Origin of the sequence: Planktotalea sp. (assembly GCF_050633725.1) — a bacterium.
GTDB lineage: Bacteria > Pseudomonadota > Alphaproteobacteria > Rhodobacterales > Rhodobacteraceae > Planktotalea.
Map to the genome: position 1 here is coordinate 42,254 of NZ_JBOEHB010000004.1, position 26,247 is coordinate 68,500.

Annotated in this window: 25 protein-coding genes and 1 other RNA gene; 10 read left to right on the forward strand and 16 right to left on the reverse strand. The window is 52.4% G+C overall.

Translation table 11 applies throughout. The annotated features are described in order from the left end of the window. Nucleotides 1-13: 13 nt before the first annotated feature. From ACRBCU_RS04905 to ACRBCU_RS04925, 5 genes are all read right to left on the reverse strand, one after another. Nucleotides 14-1,612, reverse strand: a complete 1,599-nt coding sequence (locus ACRBCU_RS04905; protein WP_431364255.1) for an ABC transporter ATP-binding protein — start codon at nt 1,610-1,612, stop codon at nt 14-16. Continuing rightward, complete coding sequence (locus ACRBCU_RS04910) at nt 1,609-2,721, reverse strand: ABC transporter permease (protein ID WP_431364256.1); 1,113 nt, start codon at nt 2,719-2,721, stop codon at nt 1,609-1,611. Before ACRBCU_RS04910 ends, ACRBCU_RS04905 begins: the two co-directional genes overlap by 4 nt. A gap of 4 nt (nt 2,722-2,725) precedes the next feature. Continuing rightward, on the reverse strand, nt 2,726-3,811 hold the full coding sequence (locus ACRBCU_RS04915; RefSeq protein WP_431364257.1) for a microcin C ABC transporter permease YejB: 1,086 nt from the start codon (nt 3,809-3,811) through the stop codon (nt 2,726-2,728). 6 nt (nt 3,812-3,817) lie between these two features. Then, nucleotides 3,818-5,758 carry an extracellular solute-binding protein gene (locus ACRBCU_RS04920; RefSeq protein WP_431364258.1) on the reverse strand — a complete coding sequence of 647 codons (1,941 nt, stop codon included), beginning with the start codon at nt 5,756-5,758 and terminating at the stop codon, nt 3,818-3,820. A gap of 199 nt (nt 5,759-5,957) precedes the next feature. Further along, nucleotides 5,958-6,473: a c-type cytochrome gene (locus tag ACRBCU_RS04925; RefSeq protein WP_431364259.1), complete on the reverse strand. Its 516-nt coding sequence runs from the start codon at nt 6,471-6,473 to the stop codon at nt 5,958-5,960. A 118-nt stretch (nt 6,474-6,591) separates the two neighbouring features. Here ACRBCU_RS04925 and ACRBCU_RS04930 point away from each other — a divergent pair, with 118 nt between their 5' ends. Then, on the forward strand, nt 6,592-7,428 hold the full coding sequence (locus tag ACRBCU_RS04930; RefSeq protein ID WP_431364260.1) for a prephenate dehydratase: 837 nt from the start codon (nt 6,592-6,594) through the stop codon (nt 7,426-7,428). A gap of 3 nt (nt 7,429-7,431) precedes the next feature. Here the strand turns inward: ACRBCU_RS04930 and ACRBCU_RS04935 are convergent, their stop codons facing one another. Continuing rightward, entirely contained in the window at nt 7,432-7,905 is a 474-nt protein-coding gene (locus ACRBCU_RS04935) for an SRPBCC family protein (protein WP_431364261.1), read from the reverse strand. A gap of 47 nt (nt 7,906-7,952) precedes the next feature. Further along, nucleotides 7,953-8,921, reverse strand: a complete 969-nt coding sequence (gene nudC, locus ACRBCU_RS04940; RefSeq protein WP_431364262.1) for an NAD(+) diphosphatase — start codon at nt 8,919-8,921, stop codon at nt 7,953-7,955. A 153-nt stretch (nt 8,922-9,074) separates the two neighbouring features. Here nudC and ffs point away from each other — a divergent pair. Beyond that, nucleotides 9,075-9,173, forward strand: an RNA gene (gene ffs, locus ACRBCU_RS04945) — signal recognition particle sRNA small type. Here the strand turns inward: ffs and ACRBCU_RS04950 are convergent. After that, nucleotides 9,172-9,669, reverse strand: a complete 498-nt coding sequence (locus tag ACRBCU_RS04950; RefSeq protein WP_431364263.1) for a protein-tyrosine phosphatase family protein — start codon at nt 9,667-9,669, stop codon at nt 9,172-9,174. The two genes, ffs and ACRBCU_RS04950, sit on opposite strands and share 2 nt — an antisense overlap. A 3-nt stretch (nt 9,670-9,672) precedes the next feature. Beyond that, nucleotides 9,673-10,518 (reverse strand): KPN_02809 family neutral zinc metallopeptidase, encoded by an 846-nt coding sequence (ypfJ, locus tag ACRBCU_RS04955; RefSeq protein WP_431364264.1) that lies wholly within the window; start codon nt 10,516-10,518, stop codon nt 9,673-9,675. Nucleotides 10,519-10,747: 229 nt separating this feature from the next. Between ypfJ and ACRBCU_RS04960 the strand changes: the two genes are divergently transcribed. Genes ACRBCU_RS04960 through ACRBCU_RS04980 form a run of 5 tightly spaced genes read left to right on the forward strand, consistent with a single transcriptional unit; the run spans nt 10,748 to nt 14,790 of the window. Then, nucleotides 10,748-12,493, forward strand: a complete 1,746-nt coding sequence (locus tag ACRBCU_RS04960; protein WP_431364265.1) for a DNA polymerase III subunit gamma/tau — start codon at nt 10,748-10,750, stop codon at nt 12,491-12,493. Then, nucleotides 12,469-12,858 carry a hypothetical protein gene (locus ACRBCU_RS04965; protein ID WP_431364266.1) on the forward strand — a complete coding sequence of 130 codons (390 nt, stop codon included), beginning with the start codon at nt 12,469-12,471 and terminating at the stop codon, nt 12,856-12,858. Before ACRBCU_RS04960 ends, ACRBCU_RS04965 begins: the two co-directional genes overlap by 25 nt. Nucleotides 12,859-12,869: 11 nt before the next feature. Further along, nucleotides 12,870-13,214, forward strand: a complete 345-nt coding sequence (locus ACRBCU_RS04970; RefSeq protein WP_431364267.1) for a YbaB/EbfC family nucleoid-associated protein — start codon at nt 12,870-12,872, stop codon at nt 13,212-13,214. Nucleotides 13,215-13,224: 10 nt separating this feature from the next. Continuing rightward, a complete protein-coding gene (gene recR / locus ACRBCU_RS04975) occupies nt 13,225-13,818 on the forward strand; it encodes a recombination mediator RecR (protein WP_431364268.1) in 594 nt (197 codons plus the stop codon). A gap of 45 nt (nt 13,819-13,863) precedes the next feature. After that, entirely contained in the window at nt 13,864-14,790 is a 927-nt protein-coding gene (locus tag ACRBCU_RS04980; RefSeq protein ID WP_431364269.1) for an isopenicillin N synthase family dioxygenase, read from the forward strand. Nucleotides 14,791-14,857: 67 nt separating this feature from the next. Here the strand turns inward: ACRBCU_RS04980 and ACRBCU_RS04985 are convergent, their stop codons facing one another. Continuing rightward, a complete protein-coding gene (locus tag ACRBCU_RS04985) occupies nt 14,858-15,607 on the reverse strand; it encodes a DUF1013 domain-containing protein (RefSeq protein WP_431364270.1) in 750 nt (249 codons plus the stop codon). Nucleotides 15,608-15,737: 130 nt separating this feature from the next. On the opposite strand from ACRBCU_RS04985, the gene ACRBCU_RS04990 reads away from it, so the two are divergent. Then, a complete protein-coding gene (locus ACRBCU_RS04990) occupies nt 15,738-16,370 on the forward strand; it encodes a ribonuclease T2 family protein (RefSeq protein WP_431364271.1) in 633 nt (210 codons plus the stop codon). Between the two features lie 94 nt (nt 16,371-16,464). Here the strand turns inward: ACRBCU_RS04990 and ACRBCU_RS04995 are convergent, their stop codons facing one another. After that, nucleotides 16,465-17,433 (reverse strand): NAD(P)H-quinone oxidoreductase, encoded by a 969-nt coding sequence (locus ACRBCU_RS04995; RefSeq protein ID WP_431364272.1) that lies wholly within the window; start codon nt 17,431-17,433, stop codon nt 16,465-16,467. Nucleotides 17,434-17,451: 18 nt separating this feature from the next. Further along, the gene (locus ACRBCU_RS05000) at nt 17,452-18,156 is read right to left on the reverse strand and encodes a COQ9 family protein (protein WP_431364273.1); all 705 of its coding nucleotides are present in this window, start codon (nt 18,154-18,156) and stop codon (nt 17,452-17,454) included. 111 nt (nt 18,157-18,267) lie between these two features. On the opposite strand from ACRBCU_RS05000, the gene rpsU reads away from it, so the two are divergent. Next, nucleotides 18,268-18,474: a 30S ribosomal protein S21 gene (rpsU, locus tag ACRBCU_RS05005; protein ID WP_085306716.1), complete on the forward strand. Its 207-nt coding sequence runs from the start codon at nt 18,268-18,270 to the stop codon at nt 18,472-18,474. A 294-nt stretch (nt 18,475-18,768) separates the two neighbouring features. Next, the gene (locus ACRBCU_RS05010) at nt 18,769-19,263 is read left to right on the forward strand and encodes a CAP domain-containing protein (protein ID WP_431364274.1); all 495 of its coding nucleotides are present in this window, start codon (nt 18,769-18,771) and stop codon (nt 19,261-19,263) included. Nucleotides 19,264-19,271: 8 nt separating this feature from the next. Here the strand turns inward: ACRBCU_RS05010 and ACRBCU_RS05015 are convergent, their stop codons facing one another. The 4 genes from ACRBCU_RS05015 to ACRBCU_RS05030 form a co-directional block, all read right to left on the reverse strand. Continuing rightward, complete coding sequence (locus tag ACRBCU_RS05015) at nt 19,272-20,894, reverse strand: thiamine pyrophosphate-binding protein (protein ID WP_431364275.1); 1,623 nt, start codon at nt 20,892-20,894, stop codon at nt 19,272-19,274. Nucleotides 20,895-21,056: 162 nt separating this feature from the next. Next, nucleotides 21,057-22,127 carry an NAD(P)/FAD-dependent oxidoreductase gene (locus tag ACRBCU_RS05020; protein ID WP_431364276.1) on the reverse strand — a complete coding sequence of 357 codons (1,071 nt, stop codon included), beginning with the start codon at nt 22,125-22,127 and terminating at the stop codon, nt 21,057-21,059. After that, on the reverse strand, nt 22,120-24,438 hold the full coding sequence (locus ACRBCU_RS05025; protein ID WP_431364277.1) for a LodA/GoxA family CTQ-dependent oxidase: 2,319 nt from the start codon (nt 24,436-24,438) through the stop codon (nt 22,120-22,122). The genes ACRBCU_RS05020 and ACRBCU_RS05025 overlap by 8 nt, the downstream gene beginning before the upstream one ends. A gap of 62 nt (nt 24,439-24,500) precedes the next feature. After that, nucleotides 24,501-25,841 carry a hypothetical protein gene (locus ACRBCU_RS05030; RefSeq protein WP_431364278.1) on the reverse strand — a complete coding sequence of 447 codons (1,341 nt, stop codon included), beginning with the start codon at nt 25,839-25,841 and terminating at the stop codon, nt 24,501-24,503. Nucleotides 25,842-26,247 lie beyond the last annotated feature (406 nt).

A 26,247-nucleotide genomic window follows, 5' to 3' on the forward strand; every position in this document is an offset into this window, starting at 1 on the left:
TCAAATGGATGGGCTACTCTTCGTGTCTGTGATCCAAGGCAGCACTCAAGAGCGCGCGCGTGTATTCATGCTTGGGCGCTTTGAATAGCTCTTCGCTATCGCCGATTTCAACGATATCGCCACGCTTCATCACCAAAACTTTGTGTGACATCGCGCGCACCACGTTGAGATCGTGACTGATGAAGAGATATGCCAATCCATATTTCTTTTGCAGCCCACGCAAGAGTTCAACGATTTGCACCTGAACAGTCATATCAAGCGCACTTGTAGGTTCGTCCAATACAACCAATTTCGGGCGCAGGATCATTGCACGCGCAATCGCGATGCGTTGGCGTTGGCCACCGGAAAACTCATGCGGATAGCGATGCATCGTTTCGGGATCAAGGCCGACTTCGATCATGATCTCAGCGACCATATCTCGCGATGACTTGTCGCCATCCGTGCCATGTACGCCAAGTCCTTCGGCAATAATCTGTTCGGCCGTCATACGCGGAGAGAGCGAGCCGAACGGATCCTGAAAAACGATCTGCATGTCTTTTCGCGCAGCGCGTAGCTGCTTGGTTGACCAAGCGCGCGTATCTTCACCTTCGAACGTAATGCCGCCTTCCGACGCGATCAGTCGCATCATCGCAAGCGCAAGCGTCGTTTTGCCAGAGCCACTTTCGCCAACGATACCAAGCGTTTCGCCAGCGCGCACACTGAGCGTTGCATCGTTCACCGCTTTCACATGCCCGACAGTTCGCTTCAAAAAGCCCTGCTGAATAGGAAACCAGACTTTCAAGTGTTCCGTGCCAATGCTTTCAAGCGCGCCTGTGGGCACGGGATCAGGTGTCCCGACAGCATGCGCATTCAAGAGCGTTTTTGTGTATTCATGTTGCGGATTATTAAAGACGTCTTCCGTTGTACCAGCTTCAACAATCTCGCCAGCTTTCATTACACAAACTTTGTCTGCAATGCTCCGCACGATACCAAGATCATGGGTGATAAACAAAAGACCCATGTTTTCGGTCTTTTTCAAATCCGCCAAGAGGCCAAGAATTTGCGCTTGAATAGTTACATCCAGAGCAGTCGTAGGCTCGTCTGCGATCAATAAATCTGGCCCGTTTGCCAGTGCCATGGCGATCATGACACGCTGACGTTGCCCGCCCGAAAGCTGATGCGGGTAAGAACTCAATCGGCTTTCAGGATCGTGAATGCCAACTTTATTCATCAATTCAATGATACGCGCACGCGCGGCATCACCAACCACACCTTGGTGTAACGCAAGGGACTCGCCCAGTTGTTTTTCTAGCGTATGAAGCGGGTTGAGCGAGGTCATAGGCTCTTGAAAGATAAAGCTGATGTCATTGCCGCGAACCTTCCGTAGCAGCGCCTCATCCGCTCCGACCATTTCCTGACCATCATAGGTGATAGAGCCTTTGGTCACGGCACTTGAGCCAAGCAACGACACAGAACTCAGTGCAGTTACAGACTTGCCCGACCCACTTTCCCCAACAAGCGCAACGGTTTCTCCTCGATCAACCGTAAAGCTAACTCCGCGCACTGCTTCACTCAGCTTGCCATCTTGGCGAAAAGCAACTGTCAGGTCATTCACCTTCAACAATGCGCTCATGAGAAGGTCTTTCTTGGGTCAAATGCATCGCGCACGCCTTCAAAGATGAAGACAAGCAGCGAGAGCATGGCAGCGAAGGTGAAAAAGGCAGTAAAGGCGAGCCAAGGTGCTTGCAGGTTTTGCTTGGCTTGCAATGTCATCTCTCCTAGCGAAGGTGATGAAGATGGAAGGCCAAAGCCCAAGAAATCAAGGCCAGCAAGGGTGCTGATTGTTCCAGTAACAATGAACGGTAACATCGTCACGGTCGCAACCATCGCGTTGGGCAGCATGTGGCGGAACATGATAACCGAATTTGAGACGCCAAGCGCTTTGGCGGCGCGCACATATTCCAAATTGCGGGCGCGCAAGAATTCCGCGCGCACAACGCCGACCAGTGCCATCCATCCAAACAGCACCATAAGAAAGACCAAAAGCCAGAACCCGCGCCCCAAAATAGCAAACATAATGATGATGATATAAAGCGACGGAACCGCGCCCCATATCTCGATCACCCGCTGGAAGATCAGATCAACCCAGCCACCGAAGTAGCCTTGCAATGCGCCTGCCGCGATACCGACAACACTGGCCAAAGTCGTCACAACCAAAGTGAACAAAATCGACAGGCGGAACCCATAGATCACGCGGGCAAGCACATCGCGCTTTGTATCATCCGTTCCTAGCAGGTTTTGCGCATTCGGTGCGAGCGGCGCTGCACCGGGGCGATCAACTGTGGTGTCATAGGCATATGGGATAAGCGGCCAAATCATCCATCCTTTCTGAAAATCTTCGATGCTTTCATCAAATGATCCTCGGTCGATGGCCTCGACAATACCTTCGGGATCATCCCAGCATGACTCTAACCCGCCTGACTTGATCAGGCATTGCACCTCTACATCGCGATAGACGGCCTCTGTTTCGAAATCCCCACCAAAGGCGGTCTCGGGATAAAACTTGAAAACAGGCATATGCAGCTCACCGCGGTAGCTGACCACAATAGGTTTATCGTTGGCGATGAACTCGGCAAGCAAGCTCAACCCGAACAGGACCGAAAAAATCGCCAAAGACCAAAGCGCACGACGATTGCGTTTGAAATTGCGCCAGCGGCGCTGATTCAGCGGAGAGAGCTTCATTTGATCAACCTTCCCGCTTTTCAAAGTCGATGCGCGGATCAACCAGCACATACATCAGGTCGGACAAGATATTCACCACGAGACCGATAAGGCCGAAGATAAACAAAGTGCCAAACATCACTGGGTAGTCGCGTCCAACAGCTGCTTCAAAACCTAGACGGCCAAGGCCATCAAGCGAGAAGATCGTTTCGATTATGATAGAGCCGCCAAAGAACACGGACACAAAAACCGCAGGGAACCCTGCGATAACGATCAACATCGCATTGCGAAAAACATGACCATAAAGAACTCTACCTTCGCTAAGCCCCTTCGCGCGCGCGGTCATCACGTAGTGTTTTTTAATTTCGTCAAGAAAACTGTTCTTGGTCAGCAACGTGAGTGTTGCAAACGCAGAAATCGTTGAGGCAAACACTGGAAGCGCGATATGCCAAAGGTAGTCCGTCGCTTTCCCAATCAAGCTAAGGTCGTCAAAGTTTTCGGACGTCAGCCCACGCAGAGGGAATATTTGCCAGTAAGATCCACCCGCAAACAGAACAAGCAAAAGAATCGCGAACAAAAATCCTGGGATAGCGTATGCGACGATAATCATCGCAGAGGTCCATGTGTCAAAGCTACTGCCGTCATGTACCGCTTTGCGAATGCCCAAAGGTATCGAGACGAGATAAGCGATAAGCGTCGACCAAAGCCCCAAAGTGATCGAAACAGGCATCTTTTCCAGCACCAAATCGACAACACTAATCGAGCGAAAATAGCTCTCGCCGAAATCAAGGCGCATGTAGTTCCAGATCATATTAAGGAAGCGTTCTAGAGGCGGCTTGTCAAAGCCAAACTCTTTTTCCAACTCTTCAATGAACTCTTTGGGAAGACCACGCGCGCCGACATATTCGCTGTCCGAGCCGAATGTCTCTTCACCTACATCATTGCCCCCACCTGAGAACCCCTCAAAAACATCGCCTCCACCCTGCATCTGCGCAAGCACCTGTTCAACAGGACCACCCGGCACAAACTGCACCAGTGTGAAGTTAACAATCATGATCCCTAGTAGAGTGGGAATGATCAGCAAAAGTCGTCGTAGAATATAAGCGCCCAAAGCGATTTACCTCAAAACGCCAGCGGACTTAAGCGCATCGTATTTCTCTTGATTGAACCACCAAAAATCGAGCGCACCCAAGGCAAGCGGCGGTAAGTTTTCGGGTTTTTCAAACATGTCAAAGTAAGACACCCAGTACTCGGGAACAAATCCAGCATGCGCGATTATGCGTTCATACCGCAGCGCACGATCAAGGGCTTTGAGGGACGTGATCTCTGCGGCTCGCGTTTCGGCTTTGAGCGCAGCTTCGATAATCGCATCAACAACCGGGCTACGCAGAGCCGCCGGGTTGTAGGACGACACTTCCGCTGTTTCAGAAGCAAACAATTGCTTCAAGCCAGTTCCAACCGTTGAGAAGGTTAGTATCCGCGTGTAGATCAGATCGTAGTCTTTATCGAGAAAGCGCTGCTGCCCTTGGGCGCTATCCACTGCGCTCGCGTTCACCTTGATCCCCCAACCTTCTAAAGTTTTGGAATAAGTCTCGATAATTGCCTTTCTCGTGTCGTCCCATGACGTGATGACCAAAAAGTTGAGCGTCATACGCGCGCCCTGCTCGTCAACCATATGGCCTTTGCCATCCACCGACCAACCGGCCGCTTTGAGCAAACGAAATGCTTCACGCTTATTGCGGCGATCGCTTGGTTTGTCTTTTCTTGAGGTGTGCGGCATCACAGCCGGCTCAGTCAGCATGTCAGGTGGAACCACAGAGCCCAGACCTTGCAAGAAGGCTAGCTCGTCACCCTCTGGCACGCCTTTGGCTTCCCAGTCTTGATTTTGCACAAACGAATTTCGTTGCGTCGTTAGATCAAATTGCAGGGATTCTCGTGTCCATTCGAAGTTGAACGCCAAAGACAGAGCATGGCGCACATCCCTATTGTCCAAGGGCGCGCGCAGTGTGTTGAAAATAATGCCTGAATTGTTAGGAGCCGTCCCATCCGGGATCGATTCCTTCTTCACATGCCCGCTGTCCAAAGATGCGAAATTGTACCCCGTCGCCCAGCGCTTGCTAGAGCCTTCTTGGCGAAAGTTCACTTCTCCCGATTTGAAGGCCTCAAACTCCGCCGTTGCATCAGCAAAATACTCGATTCGAATGCGATCAAAGTTATGACGCCCGATGTTGGCGGGATGATCCCAACCCCAATAGTTCGGGTTGCGCTCATAGACGACATAACGATTGAACTCATAGTCACCGACTTGATAGGGGCCCGAGCCCATGGGCGATTGAATAGACGGCTCATCCAGACGTTCACCCGTTTGCTTATACCATTGCTCTGACAAAATTGGTGTTCCACCAACTTGATCAATCAACGAGCGTCTTGAAATGCCATCTACAAACTTAAACCGCACAGTGTGATCATCGATGACTTCCACGGCTTCGATACGTTCTTTAACCGAACGCGCATAAGAGCGAATGCCCTGTTCAAGGAAAAGATTGTGGGTAAATGCAGCGTCCTGAGCGCGAAGCGGGGATCCGTCGCGAAACACGACATCCTTGCGCATGTGAAAAACACACCACTCTTTAGACTTCGGGTATTCGATTTCACGCGCGATCAAGCAATAGGAATCAGTCAAGGAATCAGCAGGCGCAGGGCCACCCCATGGCATCTCGGCAAACATCGCTTCGCCCACGACGCTGGAGTTGGTTTCGGGGCTTCCGCGCCACGCCCATCGGTTAAACCCGTCAAAAGTACCGCGCGTGCTAAGGGTGATCTGACCACCCTTCGGTGCATTCGGATTCACATATGAGAAGTGAGAAAAATCTGGCGGGTACTTCAAATCGCCAAAAAAGGAGTAGCCGTGACTTTTGATAAGTTCTTGCGCATGGCTGTCCGCATAGGCGGTGCTGGAATGCAGTCCGAGCGCGGCACCAGCGCTCCCCGCAGCCATTCCAAGCATCAGATCACGGCGCTTTATCGTTAGTTCACGCTTTGGAGTTTTTCCCATCATCGTCATGCTCCCACAGATATTCGCATTTTGATCTATGCGTTTATTATAGCTAATGCCCTGCGCTCACCACATTCAAGCGCCGATTGGATAAACTGGTTGTGAATGCTGGGTGCGCTGCCAATAAATCCGCGCAACGGCACGAAAAAGCCGTCCAGCATGATGCTGAACGGCTTCTAAATCGTGAGTCTGTCAGTTTTTGTTACTGAATTGTCTCAAGATAAGCGATCAAATTTGCACGATCGCCTTCTTTCTTCAGACCCGCAAAGCTCATCTTTGTGCCCTTCGCGTATTTCTTTGGGTTAGCCAAGAAGCCGTCTAGCTCTGCGTAGCCCCATGCGCCGCCCATCTCAGCAAGAACGCCAGAATAACCAAAGCCGTCGATCTTACCGATTTCACGGTTCACAATGTTAAACAAATGTGGACCTGTGCCGTTCGCGCCGTCTTCCAGCTTGTGGCAGGCTTTGCATTTTCCGAAAACTTTTTCGCCTTTAGCAACGTCCGCTTCAGCAACCAAAGTTGCGATGTCTGGACCTGCTTCTTCTTCAGCGCCATCATCGTCGCTCTCGACTTCGATTACATAGGCTGCGCCATGATCATCGCCGTGGCCACCACCCGTGTGATACATTTCTTCTGCAGCCCATTTGCTCATAAGATAGATTAGAAATGCACCACAGAAGCCGCCAAGGACTTTGGTAAAGGTCATCGTGTCAAACATTTGGCTTGTCCCGTTGTATATCGTTGCGCGGCTGTCTATGGGTTTCGCGCGCGTATGGCAAGGTGTACACCCCGCGACTAAACGCCCAACTGCATCAGATTTTATAGGAACAGCATTTATGACGAACAAGATTGCATTCCAAGGCGAATTAGGAGCCTATTCTCACGAAGCCTGCGCAGACAATTATCCCGATCTTGAACCTTTGCCCTGCAGAACGTTTGAAGATGTTATTGACGCTGTCAATTCAGGTCGCGCTGAGTTGGCCATGCTGCCTGTAGAAAACTCGACTTATGGGCGCGTTGCAGACATTCACCGCCTCTTGCCTAGCTCTGGCCTTCACATCATTGGCGAGGCTTTCACACGCGTGCGTATCTGCCTAATGGTCAATCCTGGCGTCAAATTACAAGACTTGGAAAAGGTGCGCGCGCATTTGGTTCTATTGCCTCAAGCGGCTAGTTTTCTTGCCGAAAATGGCATCAAGGGCGAAGCCGCGGCTGATAGCGCAGGCGCTGCCGCAGAACTGGTTGAAAGCGGGGACAAGACTGCCGGTGTTTTAGCAAGTGAGATCGCGGCGCAAATTTATGGCCTCGACGTGCTTGCCCGCGATATCGAAGACCATGGGCACAATACGACCCGCTTTTTGGTCATGTCTCCGAAAAGCAAACTCGAAAAACGTGGAAGCCACGGAATGATGACCAGTTTCGTGTTTCGCGTGCGCAACCTTCCCGCCGCGCTCTACAAAGCAATGGGCGGCTTTGCGACCAATGGCGTCAACATGACCAAGCTGGAAAGCTATATGGTTGGCGGACATTTCACGGCAACGCAGTTTTACGCTGACATCGAAGGTCATCCAGATGATGAAAACGTCAAGCGCGCGCTAGAAGAACTCGATTATTTCACAAGCGAAATCAATATCTTGGGAACCTACCCACGCGCGCCTGAGCGTGACACTTAACGCTTAAGCTTTGTTTTTGGCTTGATAGTCGCGCTCAAGGTTGCGAACAAAGTCCCCAGCCTTTTTCTTGAACTTCTTATCCAAACGCGCTTTACCAAGACGCAAAGACTGTACCAGCAAACGCCCTGCAAGGCTGATCGGCTTTAGCTCAACAGATACAGAAGCGCGGGTTCTTCCTTTGGACAACGGCATAAGCTCTACATGTGCGAGTGCTGTCACCTCTTCGCTTTGAAGCTGGAGGCAGAAATTTTCAGGTTCGCAATATTCGACCATCTCTGCGTCGATCTTGCGTTCCTTGCCGCGCAATTTGAATTGCGTGTTCCACGCCATGCCAACGCCGTTTTGACCCAAAGTATCGATTCGGCGCACATCAGCACTTCGACGAAGCGCAGAGCGCTCAAATTGATCAAAGTCAGTAAACAACGCGAAAGCGTCTTTGATCGGTGCTTCAATATCTTCGTTGCTTGAGAATTTCATCAGTGTGCTCGCGTCTTTTGAGTTTTTTATCCTATAGCTGAGATTTGTCAGTCAAGTCTATCGCTGAGCCAGTGCTTTAAGATGAAATGTGCTATCGCGCCTTTACGCGCAGGAAGAATTTTCGGATTCTCCCCCGCAAAGGACAGCATCATCTCTTCGCGGCTTACCCAAATCGCATCCTCAATTTCTGTTGGATCGATCGTGATTTCTTCGCTTGTCGCGATACCGCGACAGCCAAACATGAGCGAATTAGGAAAAGGCCAAGGTTGGCTTGCAAGGTAATCTACCCGCCCAACGGTGATTCCCGCCTCTTCAAAAACTTCCCTACGTACAGCGCCTTCAAGCGTTTCGCCCGGTTCAACAAAGCCAGCCAAAAGCGAATACATGCCCTCCGGCCATCCCGGCGAGCGACCCATAAGAACCGAATTTCCGTAAGTAATCAGCATTATGACAACAGGATCAGTGCGCGGAAAATGTTGTCCGCCACACGCATTGCAACTGCGTTGCCAGCCAGCCATCGACATATCACTCGGCGCACCGCATTTAGAGCAAAACTTGTGACTACTGTGCCAACAATAAAGCGCGCGCGCAGATGCGACGAGCTCTGCATCGCGTGACGAAAGGCGCGTCATATTCATTCGCAACTCTGCAAAAACATCGCTCTCGGGAAGATCAGGATGCCGCTGCTCTGAGCCATCTAGAAAAGCACCCAATTCGGCTTCATCGACATTTTCAGGCTGCCAATCAGAAAGATCGCAGGCAAAAACAGGTGCCTCTCCTTCCAAGCCAAGGAAAAATGCCTGATCCAAGCGGGATTTCAACACATCATCGTTCATCGAAATCCGAGCCAGCGCATCACGTGGGCCACGTCGGATCAAAGGTTTACCACGCCAGAACAGTATCGCCACCGCATCGCCTCGGGCTTTCAACGCGTTAAGCTTGGTTGCATCTGCGCGAAGATGGGCTGCCCGATCTAGCGAAGATCCGCCAAAAGTTACCGTTTCTGCAAGTTTCATGTGGCGCTCCTCAATTGAGGGGCACGCTATGTTTTTTTGCTAACAAGGATCAAGTCTTGGTTTTCAGGTGTTTTGCAAACGCTCTTGCATCATGAACTGGTGACTGAAGCGCCAAGCCTTGCAATGCCCTCTCGCCCTGTCTATATCAGCAAGCGAGGGGTTGGCGCGGGCAAGTGCCTCGCCAACCTGGTCAGATCCGGAAGGAAGCAGCCACAACGAGCCCCACTTGGGTCGATGTCCAACCTCTCACCTAATCCTCTTGCACTAAGCCTGTTACCGCCCAGCGCAATTGGGCGTCGGTTTCGACCGCACATGGGCGCAATTTTCGCAGCCTTAACAGCGCCTCCACAGCATCTTCGCCGGCTTCGACCATAAGGCGAAGCGCCAACATGCCTGAACGCCCACACCCACCTTTGCAATGAATGAGAACCCGTCCACGGCCCCGCAGCGCGCTCAGCGCTGCATCGCGTGAATCGGGCCATGTCGCCATGAAGTCCGAGTCGGGAATCCCGAAATCCTTTATCGGCAAATGCAGCCAACGCGCGCCGCTTTCTTGGATGTCTGCGCCCAGCGTTTCTGCTCCTGCGTCCGCCAGTTCTCCGCGTGTCGTCATCGTTATGACCAAAGACGGTTTCCACTCGCGTATGAAATCCAGATCATCCTCATAGTTGCCTTCGCGGCCCGGCATCTGGCAAATCGCGAGCGAGCCATCAGCAACCCTAAGAGCGTGGATGATCAGATCGCTCATTCGTCAGAGCCGGTTTGCACTAAATGTGTCGCAATCACGCATGTCACCGCTCTTGAACCCCTTTGCAAACCAGCCCGCACGCTGCGCACTCGTTCCATGGGTGAATGTATGCGGCTGAGGCACTTTGCCTGCCCGTTTTTGCAGACGATCATCCCCAATCATCCGCGCCGCATTCAGCGCTTCTTCTAAATCGCCCGGCTCGAGCAAGCCTTCGACCGATCTAGCCCAGACTCCGCTGAGACAATCTGCTTGCAACTCTAAGCGAACTGTAAGTGCATTTGCCTCTTCGATGCTCGCTCGACGACGTGCTTCATGCACTTTGCCTAAAATTCCAAGCTCGTTCTGAACATGATGGGCAACCTCATGAGCGATAACGTAAGCCGCAGCAAAATCTCCCTTCGCACCGAGTTGACGCGACAAGGTGGCGAAGAAATCAGTGTCTAAATAGGCTTTGTTGTCGGCAGGGCAGTAAAATGGCCCTGTAGCACCAGATGCTCCGCCGCAAGGGCTTTGTGTGACATCGGAATACAACACCAAAGTTGGCGCGCGATAATCGCGCCCGACCTGCGCGGGAAATATCTGTCCCCAGACTTGCTCTGTTGTCGCCAATACCCGCGATGAAAATTCGCCAGCGCGTTCTTCCTCTGGCGAGATCGCCCGCGTTGACGTTTGCTGCGGTGCATTTCCTTGTTGCAACAAAGGCGTAACATCAATGCCCGCAAAATAGCCGATCGCAAGGACAACAATCAGCCCAACGCCCCCGATAGGCGCTGCGCGTCCGCCACTGCGGCCACGACGACCGCGACGGTCCTCAATGTTTCGGCTGCCTCTTGCCCCGCGTAACCGCATAATCGTTCTCCAACTTCGCGGCACCCACTTCATGCGTGCCTTTCGGCCGTATTATGGGCATGACCCTATGGAAAAAAGCAAGCGTTAGCATAATCATCCTCAAATCGATCTCACCGTTCAATTTATTTACGCTCATGTACAGCTGCGCCGCTGCCTGCACCTCGCTTGCACTGGACCCGACGCGAGCCGCCCATTAAAGTCGGCACCAACGCGATTCCGGGACATATGAATGACTGACGAACCGAACACAGCCTACAGAGTTCTCGCGCGTAAATACCGCCCTGAAACTTTCGTTGACCTTGTTGGCCAAGAAGCCATGGTGCGGACGCTGAAAAATGCGTTTGAAGCAGATCGCATCGCCCAAGCCTTTGTAATGACGGGCATTCGCGGAACGGGGAAAACGACAACTGCACGAATTATTGCTAAGGGTATCAACTGCATTGGCCCAGATGGCAACGGCGGCCCGACGACAGAACCTTGTGGGGTGTGTGAAAACTGCGTCGCGATCATGGAAGGGCGTCACGTCGATGTCATGGAAATGGACGCCGCATCGCGCACGGGCGTAGGCGACATTCGTGAAATTATCGAAAGCGTCCACTACCGCGCGGCGTCTGCCCGATACAAAATATATATCATCGACGAAGTTCACATGCTTTCGACGTCGGCCTTTAACGCGCTGTTGAAAACGCTCGAAGAGCCCCCCGCGCATGTGAAGTTCATCTTCGCGACAACTGAAATTCGCAAGGTTCCAGTTACAGTCCTTAGCCGCTGCCAGCGTTTCGATTTGCGCCGGATTGAGCCGGAAGACATGATCGGCATGCTCAAACGCATTGCCAGTGGCGAAAACGCAGAAATCTCCCAAGACGCGTTGGCCCTCATCACACGCGCCGCCGAAGGGTCCGCACGGGATGCGACCTCCCTACTTGATCAGGCGATAAGCCATGGCGCGGGTGAAACAACGGTTGAACAAGTCCGTGCGATGCTCGGGCTTGCAGATCGCGGCCGTGTTCTTGATCTTTACCAAATGGTGATGCGCGGCGATGCAGCAGCAGCGTTGACCGAACTTGGCGCACAATACGCAGCAGGTGCAGACCCGATGGCGGTTTTGCGTGATCTGGCTGAGATAACGCATTGGATCAGTGTCGTGAAAATCACGCCCGACGCTGCCGATGATCCAACTGTTTCCCCTGACGAGCGCGCGCGCGGTCTGCAAATGGCAAGCGATCTTCCCATGCGCGCAATGACGCGGATGTGGCAAATGCTGCTCAAAGCGCTGGACGAAGTCGCAAGCGCACCCAATTCGATGATGGCTGCTGAAATGGCAATCATTCGTCTAACCCATGTCGCTGAACTTCCAAGCCCCGAAGAATTGATCCGTAGGTTACAAGATACGCCGCCCCCTCCCTCCCCATCTGGCGGCGGTGGCGGCGGAGTGAGCGCGGGAGTAACGGCTGTTGCCAACGCCCAATCTCGCATGACGGTCTCGGGTGGCAATGCAGGTGGTGCAGCGACAGCTCAACAACTGGATGCTGATGCGCTTGAGCGCTTTCCAACCTTCAATCATGTCGTCGAGCTGATCCGCGCTAACCGCGATGTGAAACTTCTGGTCGAAGTCGAAGGCGGCGTAAAACTTGCTCACTACCAACCGGGGCGAATCGAATTCGAACCCCATTCCAACGCGCCCAATGACCTTGCCCAACGCCTCGGTCAAAAGCTTCAGCTATGGACCGGCAATCGTTGGGCAGTCACCTTGGTCAATGAAGGCGGCGCTGACACCATTACGGAAAAACGCGATGCCGCCGACAATGCAATCAAAGCAGAAGCCGAACAGCATCCGTTGTTTCTAGCCGTTAAAGAAGCCTTTCCCGGCGCAAAGATCATTGACATAAAGACCCCGCAGGAAATTGCGAATGAGGCCATGGCAGAAGCCCTGCCAGAAGTGGAAGATGAATGGGACCCTTTCGAGGAGGATTGATCCTCACGCTGCTCCCCAGCTTGCTCGCGGCCGAGGTTTGCGACAAAGCGCGACCTGATTGGGACGGTGTTCCAGTTTCAGGTGTGAGCGAAGCAATCGCTTTGGCAAGTTCTCCTGCCAGTTTGCTCCTTTTTGCGCTGACGCTCATTGCGATTAGGTTTCGCAACCAATGGGGCGCATTGCTCGTTCTTATCCTTTGGGTCGGATATGGCAGCCTTTTGACTATGGCAGACCCAACTGGAATACGCGCACTTGCCCAAGCCGAAGGATGTATTGGCTCCCCCACCTTGTTCATCGCTGCTGTCACTGCAATATGTATAGGGATGATACTCTATACGACGCCCAAAGAGGCGCGCAAAACTTAACGGAGACGAAGATGTTCAAAGGACTAGGCCAGCTCGGCGATATGGCGGGCATGATGAAAAAAGCCAAGGAAATGCAAGACCAGATGGGTCAACTGCAAGAAGATCTTGGCTCGATGATGGTTGTTGGCGAAAGCGGCGCAGGTCTTGTTAAGGCAACAGCTACGGCAAAGGGTGAACTCACCGCGCTCGACATTGATCCATCGATCTTCAATGGCGATGAAAAAGAAATCGTCGAAGATTTGATCCTAGCGGCAATCAAAGAGGCGCAGCAAAAAGCGGCTGAAAAGTCTGCGGCTGAGATGGGCAAACTGACCGAAGGCCTTGGTCTTCCAGCAGATATGAAACTGCCATTCTAAAGCAAATTTGGTGAGCAGCACAAAAGACATCGAAGCGCTTATTGAGTTGATGGCCAAGCTTCCCGGGCTTGGCCCTCGCTCTGCGCGCCGTGCTGTGTTGCACCTAATTCGCAAACGCGCGTTGCTCCTCACCCCTCTTGCGGACTCGCTGCAAACCGTTGCTGCGAGCGCGCGTGAGTGTCTCAATTGCGGCAACGTCGGCACTTCTGACATTTGCGATATTTGCGAAAGCGAAAAACGCGCAAATGGTATCCTCTGCGTTGTTGAGGATGTCTCTGATTTATGGGCGATGGAGCGCTCGGGCGTCTTTCATGGTCGCTACCACGTGCTCGGCGGAACCCTTTCCGCCCTCGACGCGATCGGGCCCGATGAGCTACGCATTCCCCGCTTGATTGATCGGGTTATCAGTGAAGACATCACAGAAGTGATCCTTGCTCTCAATGCGACGATCGACGGCCAAACCACAGCGCATTACATCGCTGATCTGCTAGAAAACCGCGTCACGTTAACTTCTCTTGCGCAAGGCGTGCCAATAGGCGGCGAACTCGACTATTTGGACGACGGTACGATCACTGCCGCCATGAATGCGCGCAAACCGATCTAGCAAGACATCCCCTCACATCACGACAAAACCTCGAAAGGACGCCTTTTGATTCCTCGAATAGACGCTGCTGCGCTCATTGACCCGAAACACCCAAACCACGCCGCAGCGCGTGATGCAGCCCGAATTGGTGCGTCAGAGATCGGCTTTTTGACGGTCTACAACACACCAATCTCTGCCGCTTCTGTTGAGGGAGTTATTCAAAACTACCGCACGTTTTTTCATCTGCCCAGCGCTGAAAAAGAGGCCTATGACATGGCAAAAACGGGATCCAATCGTGGATGGGGCGGCGCGCAATCCGAACAGGTCGATCCAAATGCGAACCCTGACTACAAGCAAGTGTTCGATTGCGGAATAGAGCTGGATCAAAACGACCCCCTGACAAAACTCCAACTACCTGCATATGCGCCGAATATCTGGCCTGAAAATCCCGAAAACTTCGCGAAGACATTGCAAACCTACTATCGCGAAACAACTACGTTTGCACTCGATCTGCTCTGCGCCCTTGCGGATGCAGCTGACGCAGATGCCGCGTACTTTCGCGACAAATTCAGCAAACCAATGGCGCTGCTCAGGGGCAACTACTACCCTGAACGACCCGACTGGGCGACGGACAAAGATTTTGGCATTGCAACGCACACCGACTACGGCTGCCTGACACTTTTGGCGACAGACGGCTCCCCGGGCCTAGAAGTACGCAAGCGTGGCGGCGGGTGGATACCCGTGAGCGCACCAATTGGAGAATTCGTTATAAACTTTGGCGAAATGCTGGAAATTTGGACCGATGGGCGCATCAAAGCCACCCCGCATCGCGTTCTTGGCCCCAAGAATGAACGTATTTCGGTTCCGCTTTTCTTCAACCCGAACCACGACACGATCGTTTCTCACAAAGAACAAGAGCCAGTTCTTGCGATTGATCACCTTCAACGGCGCTTTGATGAAACCTATGTTCACCTTCAATCAGACAACGCCTAAATGGGCACAGAAAAACCCGGAGCATTTGTATGTTCCGGGTTTCAATGATTAGCAGGAATAAGCCAACTTAGCTGTCAGCTTCATCGTCCTTGTCACCTGGCAAGTTAAAGAAGCTCTCGGCATCCAGAATGTCGCCTGTCTCTTCTTCTTTTTCTTCAGGTGCATCTCCAAGTGAAAATGTCTCTAGGCCTTCGATCGCGCTTGGGATTTTCGGCTCTGCTTCCATACCAAGAGATTGCTCTGTGCTCACCAGCTTGCGGCGCTCATCATCGCTCATCACGCTGCCTTCGGCGGCTTTCTTCGCTGCGGCTTTCTGAACTGCTGCGTCCAATTCGGATTGCTTACACAGGCCCAAAGCAACCGGATCAATCGGTTGAATGTTTGCAATGTTCCAGTGCGTGCGCTCGCGGATTGCTTGGATCGTTGGCTTTGTCGTGCCGACCAGCTTGCCGACTTGGCCGTCTGTCAACTCTGGGTGGAACTTCACCAACCAAAGGATAGAGGCAGGGCGATCCTGACGCTTGGACAAAGGCGTATAACGCGGGCCACGGCGCTTTTCTTCGCCTTGCGCCGCTGCGTTGAATTTCAGTTTCAGTTTGTGCAGCGGATTGTCTTGCGCTGCGTCAATTTCTTCCTGCACCAATTGGTTGTTCGCGATCGGGTCAAACCCTTTGACGCCAGTCGCAACATCACCATCCGCAATGCCCTGCACTTCAAGCTCATGCATGCCAACAAAATCTGCGATCTGCTTGAAGCTGATCGTCGTGTTATCCACCAGCCATACGGCGGTCGCTTTTGCCATAATCGGTTTGGCCATGGGAACTCTCCTTCAAACATATCTCTCTCGTCGCCTGAAATAGGCGGCACCTTTTTGAGGGGTGCGGGTTACCATTGTGGGGGAACTTGACCCCTCATATAGTGGCGATTGCACCAAAGGGGAAGAGGCAATGCGTAAACTGGTTCTGACACTGTTAATGATGGCAAGCAGCCTGCGTGCTGACGGCGAAAAAGCGGGCGAATTTGACTACTACGTCCTCGCCCTCAGCTGGACGCCAACTTGGTGTGCCTTGGAAGGGGATGCGCGCAATTCTGAGCAATGCGATGCCTCAAAAGATTTCGGCTGGACGCTGCACGGCCTTTGGCCGCAATTCCACCAAGGCTGGCCCAGCTTTTGCCGAACGCCCGAACGCCAACCTTCTCGCGGTATGACTAATGCTATGGCCGACATCATGGGCACATCAGGTCTAGCTTGGCATCAATGGAAGAAACACGGCACCTGCACTGGCCTCAGCGCGCGCGCCTATTACGACCTCTCGCGCGAAGCTTACGGCAAGATCAATCGCCCGGCTGTGTTTCGCAGACTCGACAAAGCAGTTAAGGTTCCCGCCAAAGTCGTGGAAGAAGCCTTCCTCAAGGAAAACCCCGATCTCGAGGCCAACATGCTGACAATCACATGCAAACAGGGTCGCATCCAAGAGACACGCATTTGCCTGTCAAAGAACCTCGATCCAGTTCCATGCGGGCGCGACACGATCAAAGATTGCACGATGAAAAACGCTCTCTTCGATCCAGTTCGCTAACCACATATTAAGGTTAACGCCCCCCTTCATTTTCCAAAATAAACTCCGGGGGAGTCTCAGCTCGCTGAGACGGGGGCTGGCCCCCTCTGCTGCCTCAAACCTTAAGAACGATTTTTCCGATGTGCCCAGAGCTCTCCATTCGCGCATGGGCAACGGACGCATCCGCCAAGTCAAATTCGCTGTCAATCACAGGCCCCAAACGCCCTGCATCTAGCAACGGCCAAACCTGTTCGCGCAGCGCATCTGCAATGCGCGCTTTCGCCAAATCACTCTGCGGGCGCAGCGTCGATCCTGTGATCGTCAAACGCTTCATCATCATCAGCGCGAAGTTCAGCTCGATCTTCGGGCCTTGCAAAAATGCGATCTGAACCAAGCGACCATCATTCGCCAAAGTCTTCACATTGCGCGGTAAATACTCACCGCCGACCATGTCCAAGATCAGATCAGCACCGCCTTCGGCCTTCAAAACCTCAACAAAATCCTCATCGCGATAATTGATCGCGCGCTCTGCCCCTAGTTCAACGCAAGCCGCACATTTCTCGTCAGAGCCCGCCGTCGCAAACACGCGCGCGCCAAAGAGTTTCGCCAGTTGGATCGCGGTCGTACCGATCCCCGACGATCCGCCATGCACCAAGAACCGCTCACCTGCTTTCAACCCGCCGCGCTGGAACACGTTGGAAAAGACTGTGAAATAGGTCTCTGGCAAACAGGCGGCCTCTTTCAACCCCATCCCCTTGGGAACAGGCAAGCAATGCGCCGCTGGGGTCGCGACATATTCTGCATAGCCACCGCCCGGCAACAGCGCGCAAACCTGATCGCCAACGGACCAATCTGTGACAGCGTCGCCAATCGCAACGATCTCACCAGACGCTTCCAGCCCGGGCAAATCGCTCGCCGTTGGCGGCGGCGCGTAGGAACCAGCACGCTGCAACGCATCAGGTCGATTCACCCCTGCATATGCGATCTTAATAACAACATCCCCATGCCCTGCCTCAGGCATTGGGCGTTCGCAAATCTGCAAGACTTCAGGGCCACCAGATTTGGTGATTTCAACGGCGCGCATGGGCAATCCTTTCGGGTATTATGTATTATTAGAGGTGTTCGACCAATGGCCGGGCAAGTCATCGCGAGAACCTTCGGGTGGTGCCTTGAGCAAACTCAGCGCCCATTTTGGACCCGCCAGAAACGGCCTTAATATCGGCGATGCGTTTACCTGCGCTTTGACCTTTTCAAACTGCATGACATTTTCGATTCGACGATCCAGGAACGCCCATGTCTCCGCATGATCTTCGGACGTATCACCCAACCAAAACAGAACTGTTGCACTATAGACCGCACTCAATGTTGTTCGCTTGGAATACCAATTAGAATCGCGCGACGTATCGCCAAGCGCATTCCAAATTGCATCGGCAGTGCCCCAAATTAGTTTCGCCCCATCACCTGCGTATTGCGGCAAAGCAAAAAGCGTCGTGCCGCGTCGCACGGCTTCCTTGTCCATTGCCGCTTCAAGGCGAAATCGAACCAAGGCAGCGATTTTTTCTGAATACCGCAAGCCACTTAGATCTTCTTGCCCAAATCGCGCAACCATGTCGGCATCGCCGCGAAGGTGGTATGCTATCGCCAAATCAACAGCGCCGCGCGGACACGCACCCTTTGCGAGCGGCATATCAATGCCAAGGTCTTGAACAGCCGCGTCAAAGCTCGCATCGCTCCAACCATCAAAAGCAACATGGTTCAAAATAGCGTCCAACAACTGCTGCTTTAGCGCTTCATTTGGATTGGTCATAGCAAGCCCCTCTTCGCATGATGCTATACTAGACATATTACACGCGCTTTGCTATATGGCGGCTTCCTGCAAATCCTTGCAACTTCAAACTAGAAAGGTGGTGAAAACCACATGCAGGTTAGTGTTCGTGACAACAATGTCGATCAGGCGCTTCGTGCCCTGAAGAAAAAGCTCCAGCGTGAAGGCGTTTTTCGTGAGATGAAGCTCAAGCAACATTTCGAAAAGCCGTCTGAGAAAAAAGCACGCGAGAAAGCTGAAGCGATCCGCCGCGCCCGTAAACTGGCGCGTAAGAAGCTACAGCGCGAAGGGATGCTCTAAGCACCTTTTCTTGAGCTTGAATGCTTTTAGAATTTGAAACCCCGCGTTGCATCAGCTTCGCGGGGTTTCTTTTTCCGCACAGATCACTTTACAGCAACGCAGAAAATGTAGGAATTTTCTTTACAGGGCACGTTCAAAATTCAAAGCTATCTCTCGATGCGCCAAAAGCTGTTCATTTTTCGGGAGATCATAATGTTCGACAAATTTTCAAATATCGCGGTCTTGCTTGCTGCTCCATTTATTCTATCAGCGTGCCAAGGTTCAAGTTCCAGCAGCTCAGCGCCCAGGCCGCCAATGCCCCCAGCAATCAAAATGATCGCTGCAGGCGGAGAAATTGATCCCATTTTGGGCCTAAGACAGTTTCCCGAAACGATCACTGGCGGAGATAGCTATCAGGCTAATCCAACCAAAGATGCCTCGTTCGCGTCGCTTATCAACGCTGTGCGTTTGGACGCGGGCTCACCAGCCCTAAAATACAGCGCGAAGCTCGATAAAGCAGCCCAAGCGCATTCCAACGATATGTTCGCCAATGGCAAGCTAACCCACACTGGCTCTACGGCGGAAACGGCAACCGTCAAGCTGCGGGCGATAAGAGCGGGATACAATCCAACCGTCATCGGTGAAAACATCGCAAAAGGTCAAAGAAACGAAAACGCGGTTATGAATGCTTGGGTGAAATCCAAACCACACCAAGCGAACAATGTTAATGCAGCATTTGAAGATTTCGGCCTAGCCCGCAAAGGAACAGGGGCAAATACCTATTGGACCTTGGTTCTCGGCGCTGAATAATCAGCGCGTTACACGCGCATTCGCGGAACGTCATGCGGGTCGAGCCGCAATTCAAGCAAAAATGGGCCCTTGCGTGCCTCCAAACTTGCAAGGGCAACCTCCAGTTCAGCTTTTGAACGCACCACCTCGCCGTCCCCGCCCAAAGCAATTGCCGTTTCGGCAAATGAGGGCCAATGAAATTCAGTCAAACTTGGGTCCATCTTTCGGTCAATAAACTGGATGTGTTCCGCGCCGTAAGCTGAGTCATTTGCAACAACAACTATCAGATCAAGCCCCAGCCGAACGGCTGTATTAAACTCATTGATGCCCCCCATCATAAAGCCACCATCACCGGTAAATAGGACAACAGGGCGGTCAGGCGCGGCGACGCCAGCGCCAATCGCTTCTTGCAGGCCAAGCCCAATCGCGCCGAAATTTACCGTCGGAACAAAGCTTTGCGGATCAGGCGCTGAGAGGCGACACCAAACCTCGGTCATGAAGCGCCCTCCGTCAGACACCAAAATCCGATCCTTTGGAAGCGCCGATTCCAGCCGCTCTAAAGCATAGACATAATTCACAAACCCATCCGCCTGCTTTTCCGCGGAAATTGGATGTTGCGTTAGTGTCGTGATGTCCAACTCGCGTGTAAAGCCGCTGGCAGGCACCTCTGCCTCGTTGAGCCAGTAAACAATCGTCTCTGCCGTTTGGGCCGCATCCGCAACCAGGGCCGCGTCAGGATGAAGCCCGCCACCAATCGCAGTTGGTTCGACATCAACCTGCACGATGCGCTTGTCTTTCATTAGTTTTCCGCGATCAGTGGTGAAATCATGCAAAGCCGTGCCAAAGCAAACTATGCAATCTGACATGGCGATCAATTCATAAGCGGCAGGCGTCGATAAGGTTCCAAAGATATCAATGTTGTAGGGATGATCATTGAACAGACCCTTTGCCTTTAGTGTCGTCGCAAGTGGTGCCTCTAAGCGATCCGCAAGCGCGATAAGCTGATCACGCGCCTTCACCGCACCGCCGCCTGCAAGAATGAGAGGCCGACGCGCAGAGGCGATCATGCCAATCGCTTTATCTAGGATATCCCCTTCGGCCACGCCGCCAGGTGCAGTGAAAACATCAAGCACATGACTTTGATGCTCGACTTCTTGCCACATAAAGTCGGCTGGCATGTTCAAGACAATTGGACGCCGCTCGACCTGAGCGCGATAAAATGCCCGTGCGACGTCTTTGGTGACAGTTTCGGGCGCACGCATTTGCTCAAAGCCTGCGCCTGTCATTTTCACCATCTCGCGTTGATCTAGGCTTTGTAGATGTCGCGGATTATCGACGGGCGTATCCCCCGCAAGTACGACCATCGGAACGTGACCACGCACGCCCTCGGTTAATGCGGTTGCACAGTTGGTAAGCGCGGGGCCATGGGTCACAGTTGCGACGCCAACTTTGCCAGAGACATGCGCATAGGCAAGTGCCATCAGGATCGAGCTGCCTTCATGAGCCGCTGGAACAAAGCGCCCACCGCACTCTCGCACAAAGCTATCGACCATAAAAAGATTAGCATCCCCCATCAATCCAAACATTGTTTCTACGTTATGCTCTTGCGCAGCGCGCGCGATTGATTGGTAGACGTGAAATTGACGAGACATTGGATTTCCTTGGTGTGGGGTAGGAAATGAATATCCATCCGAACATGCAAATTGCGCGCAAAAACCTCACCAAAATAAGCAATCATGCGTAAATTTCTTGAAAATGCTTATACATCCGAGAAAAGTCCGCAACACCTAAGCAGATTGCGCTTCGATCACCGCTTAAGCGGCGCGATGTCGTTTTGCCCAAAATTCGCTTTCTGGCCAGCGTGTTTCACTTTGATACAGCTCGCGCCGCTTGAGCAAATAGGTTTCATAGTCCTGCTGTGCATTAAGCTCATACAATGAAGCACCATTGCCCTGAATAGCCTCAGCAGCCGCTTTTCCACTGTTTAGCGCTTTGTAGATACCTGCGGATGACAAGGGGTCAAATCCAGACGCTGCATCGCCGATAGCGATCCAATTTTTGCCGCATACACGGTCCGCTCGGTAAGAATGAGAGGCGGTTATTCGAAGGCTATCGGGCACCAGACGTGCGTGCCGCAGCTTTGGAGCGATCAGCGTCGTTCCAGACAAGGCAGCTGCCCAATGTTTCAACTGGAACACGCCCCCGGCCTTGGCGAGTCTCGGATCGGTTCCAAGTGCGACGACGGCTTTCTCGTTTGGCAAACCCGCAGCATACCACCACCCATTCGAGGCCGCCTCTAACCAAGTAGAGCGACCCAATGCTCCGTCTTGAATTGCGAAGTGAGCCCAAATTACCGTCTGTTGATCATTGAAATTCTGCCCAACCCCAAGCCCGCGTAAAATTTGCGAATTGCGACCGCTGGCATCGACAAAGTGATTTGCAAAGATGCGCTCACCTTCGACAGCCAGATAATCAATGCACCCATCGGTTTGAGCCACCTCGGTGCAATTTTTCGCTATCAGTTTAGCGCCATTAGAAATGGCCTGCTCCAACAGCATCTTGTCAAAGCGCGCACGATCAATGTGCCAACCATGACCATAAGGCGACGTCATAAAATCATTGTGACCAAGCTGCGGACTTCCCCACAATGAATGACTGCCAAAGCACGGCAAATGGCCATCCGCTGCGAAGGTGTCAAAGACCCCAAGCTCGCGCATCAGAAGGTTCGTGTCAGGCGGAATCGTCTCGCCTGCACGCGCAGAACTGAAGTCTGACTTTTCAACAATACAAACCGAGGAAACACCGCGCTTTAAAAGCGCAAGCGCAGCGGCGCTTCCTGCAGCGCCGCCACCCAAAATCGCCACCTCAAAGGAGCGATCATTCATCCGTGACAGGACTTTTCGTATCAGGATAAACCTTGTCTGTGGTTTGGATCGGCCAAGGTTGCGACCAATCTGAAGGGCCTGTCAGCAAGCTTTCCACTTCGAGGAAGAGATCCGTGTCCTCCCCTTCAAAACCCTCAATCGCAGGGCCTTGAATGACAGTTCCGATATTGAACCAATGCGTAAGGATGTTAACCCGATCTTGATAGCGCCCTACGCTTTCTGCACCTACGGCCACTTCGGGATCAGGGTTTCCAGCAACCCACTGCGTTCCTGTTCCACGTACCGAAAACCGCTGTTCTGCATAGAAAGCATTGTTGTTATTTTGATAATCTTCGTAGGTGTAAACGGACACAGGACGCTGTGCAGGCCATGACCAGAACAAAGTGTTGTTCTTTGTCAAAATTGCTGGGTTTTCTTTTGGGCTCGGGTTCGGAGCCGGCAAATGCGTTGCACATGAGTTGTAATCCGTGTGCCAAGGCAAAGCCATGAACTTGGACAAATCTCCGGGCTCCACACTGTTTGGATCTGTGCGGTTCGGCGTATAGCCGACGCTCAGGAATGGCGCTGTTGTCGCATTCGCATAATCCAGTGGTTTGGCTGCAATCCGGAACGTCCCCACATCTGCCGATTTCCAGTCCTGATTATATAGATATGGATCACGCACGATGAAGGTGAGATCAATTCCGGGGCTAAATCGCCCTCCCAGCAGGTTTGTCAGCGTGTTCTTATCCAACAACTCGCCAGCAGTCAGGGTCTCGGTATTTGCGTTGTAGGTTCCCGCATACCATTGCTCTAAGAAGAAATATTGCGTCTTGGTTACCGTCAGAAAACTACCGCCCGTATCGCCGAGCGCTAATGGCATCATTGGCGCGCCGACCTGCAGATCATCACCCGAAGTTATGTTGGGATTGCGAATGAAATCTTTGACGCGCAGATAGGCTTCAGGATCGTCACTTGGTGTGATGCTGCTAATACGCTTATGCGAGCCGATCGCTTTGCTGTTCAAATCTGTAGTGAACATTTGCAAATGCGCGGCGCGAAACATGGGCCAAACATCTTGCTCAAATTCAGCTTGGTAGCTTGGGTTATAGCTCAGCGTTGCTGCATAGTCGGGATTGTCCGCATCGTAGATGGTGCAATCCAGTTTCAATTCAGGTGCGCGCAGCCAGCTATTGTACACTTCATCCCAAATGGAAACGACGTTACGCACTTGGGGCGCATAGGCGGGGTCCGCGCAGATGCACCATGCAGGCACGTCGATAACGCGGCTGCTCCCGTCTTGGAAATGCAATGCGGCCGTTATCGGACCATCCCCTGCATCATCGAGCCATCCATCGTTATCAATGTCGCTCCAAAGCGGGAACGGGTCATCAAGCGCAGGCGGTGGGAAGGGTTGGTTTTTCGTTCCGGGTTGCCAATCTGGCGGCCCATCAACCGCGCCGCTTGGATTGTTTTCCGCCAATGACCAGCTCGCAGCATATCCAGGCGCACCTATCACCAAAAGGCGGCCCTGCGCGTCGGTCTCAAGCCCACCCATCGTGCCAAGCTGAGACTCGTTTGGTGTAAGCAAGGTTTCAAAATTGTTCGCGGGCCAAAGTTGCGGATAAGCGGCATTCTCCACTGATCCATCCGCAGCAATATAGGTGCAAGGGCCATCGTCCATTTCAACCCGTTGTCCCAAAGACGTGTTGATCGTTTTTGGACCCGCATCAATAACCAACTTGGTGAGGCGCACAGGATCAGACATATCAACATCCGCGGGATCACCGCCTAAACCCCATTTGTGATCGTTCAATTCAACAGGGTATGCTGAGGTGTTGAACGTTGCATTACGCACATTGGGCGTATTTCCCCCCGCATAATGCGCCATACCGCCAATGCCATGGTTCCAGTCTTGCTCGGCTTCGGGGCTTTTCTTTGTTGGAGGGCTTTCGGGAATGACCCAGTTGTTGGATTTCTTGTTCGCCATATGGACTTGCCACGTGATGCTTTCGACGGTTTTTCCATCAACGACACTGCCAATGCAAACCTCACTCACTTCTCCAGTATAGGGATACCCCGTTGGCGTATCGGCATATGCAAAAATGCGAAAGCGTTGCGCGTGGGGTTTCAAACGGCCTTGCGAGTCGCGCAAATCCTTATCGCTGATTGTCGCCGTTTCTTCCCCTGGCTTTATTGGCAAGCCACCAGAAATGGGCGAGCCATCAGCCCCGGGCATGCCCGCAGACGTTTCGGGGGCAATAATATAACCTTCAGCGTTACCAACACGAGAAACGCCAATTGCGGGGTGAATACGTAAAATCGTCGTCATCTAACAAGTCTCCTAAATCTATGGTCAGCCAAGCGAAACGCTGGCAAGATACTGCACGTCGATCACTGGGTTTTGTCGTAAGTGTCGACGTAGATCTGCATCAGGAAATGGCTCAGGTTGAGCATTGACGGCTGTAGCGGTTTGATCGCGGGGTCCGATGGCTGAAACTGCAAAGAGTTGTGGCAAGAAAAGCAATTGTGCTGTGCTTGTTCTGTTTGCGTGAAGGTCTCGATCACAGGATTAGAGAGAACGTTTGAGCCAAACAATTCTGTTTGAAACGTCGAGTTAAGCTTGCTGACCCCTGGCTTGTCGCTTGACGACCAAACCGCTCCAATCTCGAAATACCCGCCAGCAACGTTATCACTAGGAATTTGCGCCTTGGCTGACGCATTCACTTCGGCGATATGCTTGACGTTGTCGGGACTTAATCCTTTGACTGTGCCAGATTGGTAGTTCTGACAGACCTGTGTTGCGATTGAAAATTGTTGTGTCGTCACATCCAGCGACTGAACAGGCGCGTTGGTCTGGTTACAGTCCGCAAGCGTTGTATTGGCCGTATAAAATGGTGTGCTTGTCGTCGAAACAGGTTCGTCTGGCTTAGTACCATGCTTCACAACTGGCGCGATCCCAATCGGTGAAAACGATGCCCAAACCGCCTCAGTATGGCCGTTCACCCATCCGACGACGTGCAGGCCAACCAAGGCAACTTGCGCTTCGGTATAATTTGGGTTGGCTCCAACACCAAATGTCGGCACCCCATCAACGACTTGAATGCTCAACTCTGGGATCAAGGCCTTGGTGACATAGGCATTTGGTACAGTAAATCCATCATCCACAATTGCCCAAGCAGCCTTGTATTCAATGTTGCCAACATCAAACGTTGCGCTTGGATCTTCGCCGGCTATTCCTGCTGCATTGTTCCAATTGTCCGCAATGATCTGATTGTACATTTGTGGACTGACGTGCTGACTATAATAAACGCCGCGATTGTTCTGGGCGACAAGAATACCCATTGTGCCTGCTTGCGCGACGGAATCTATAGGATGATCACTTTTGGCCGCACGGGGCGAGAGCGCCAGCATTTTTGAACCTGATGACGCACCTTCAGCGTTTTGTCCAAAGGCCGCGTCAATGGTTTCTTCCTGCGTTGGAAAGGATTCAAATCGAAGCCGCCCATCTGCATCTTTTTCCATCGACCACAAAAATGCGTTCCAAGACCATTGATGGAAAACGCAGTTTTCTGTGAAGACCCCCGTCGCGGTTTGTTGAGGATCAGGGATGCTGTTTGGGAACCAATCTGACGGCAAAGAACAGTCCGCTTGCGCCATTGTTGCGCCTCCACAAAGGAGCGTCGTGAAAAGCGCAGCGCCCTTAAAATTGAGCAAAGATCGTATGGTGGTCATATGAATTAGTCCTTTGTCAAAAGTGATGCGCCGAGCCGAAAAGGAGCCGCGCAGAAATCCGGGCTTGCCTAAAAACCAAGCAAGAGAGTGATTTGAAAAGTGACCGAAACAAGCAAACTCATTAAGATTGAATACACGCAACCATAAGATGCATTTCAGATCAAGGAAAAACGCACCAAGCTGTTAGAGGTCGAAAACCCAACTTGGTTGACCTGTTCCTAAGGCATTACAGAAAACGGCTTACAAAGCCTCTCGCTCCACCATTTTTTGACGCTGGAAATTCTTCAAAAACTCAAATCTTTTTGCCTAGAAGCTTGGTTTGAAAGCCTTCTAATTTTTGGAAGAAAAGAAATATTTCGTGCGTTTCATGGAAAACTCCACAAAACAAAGAGCGGGCAAACAAAAG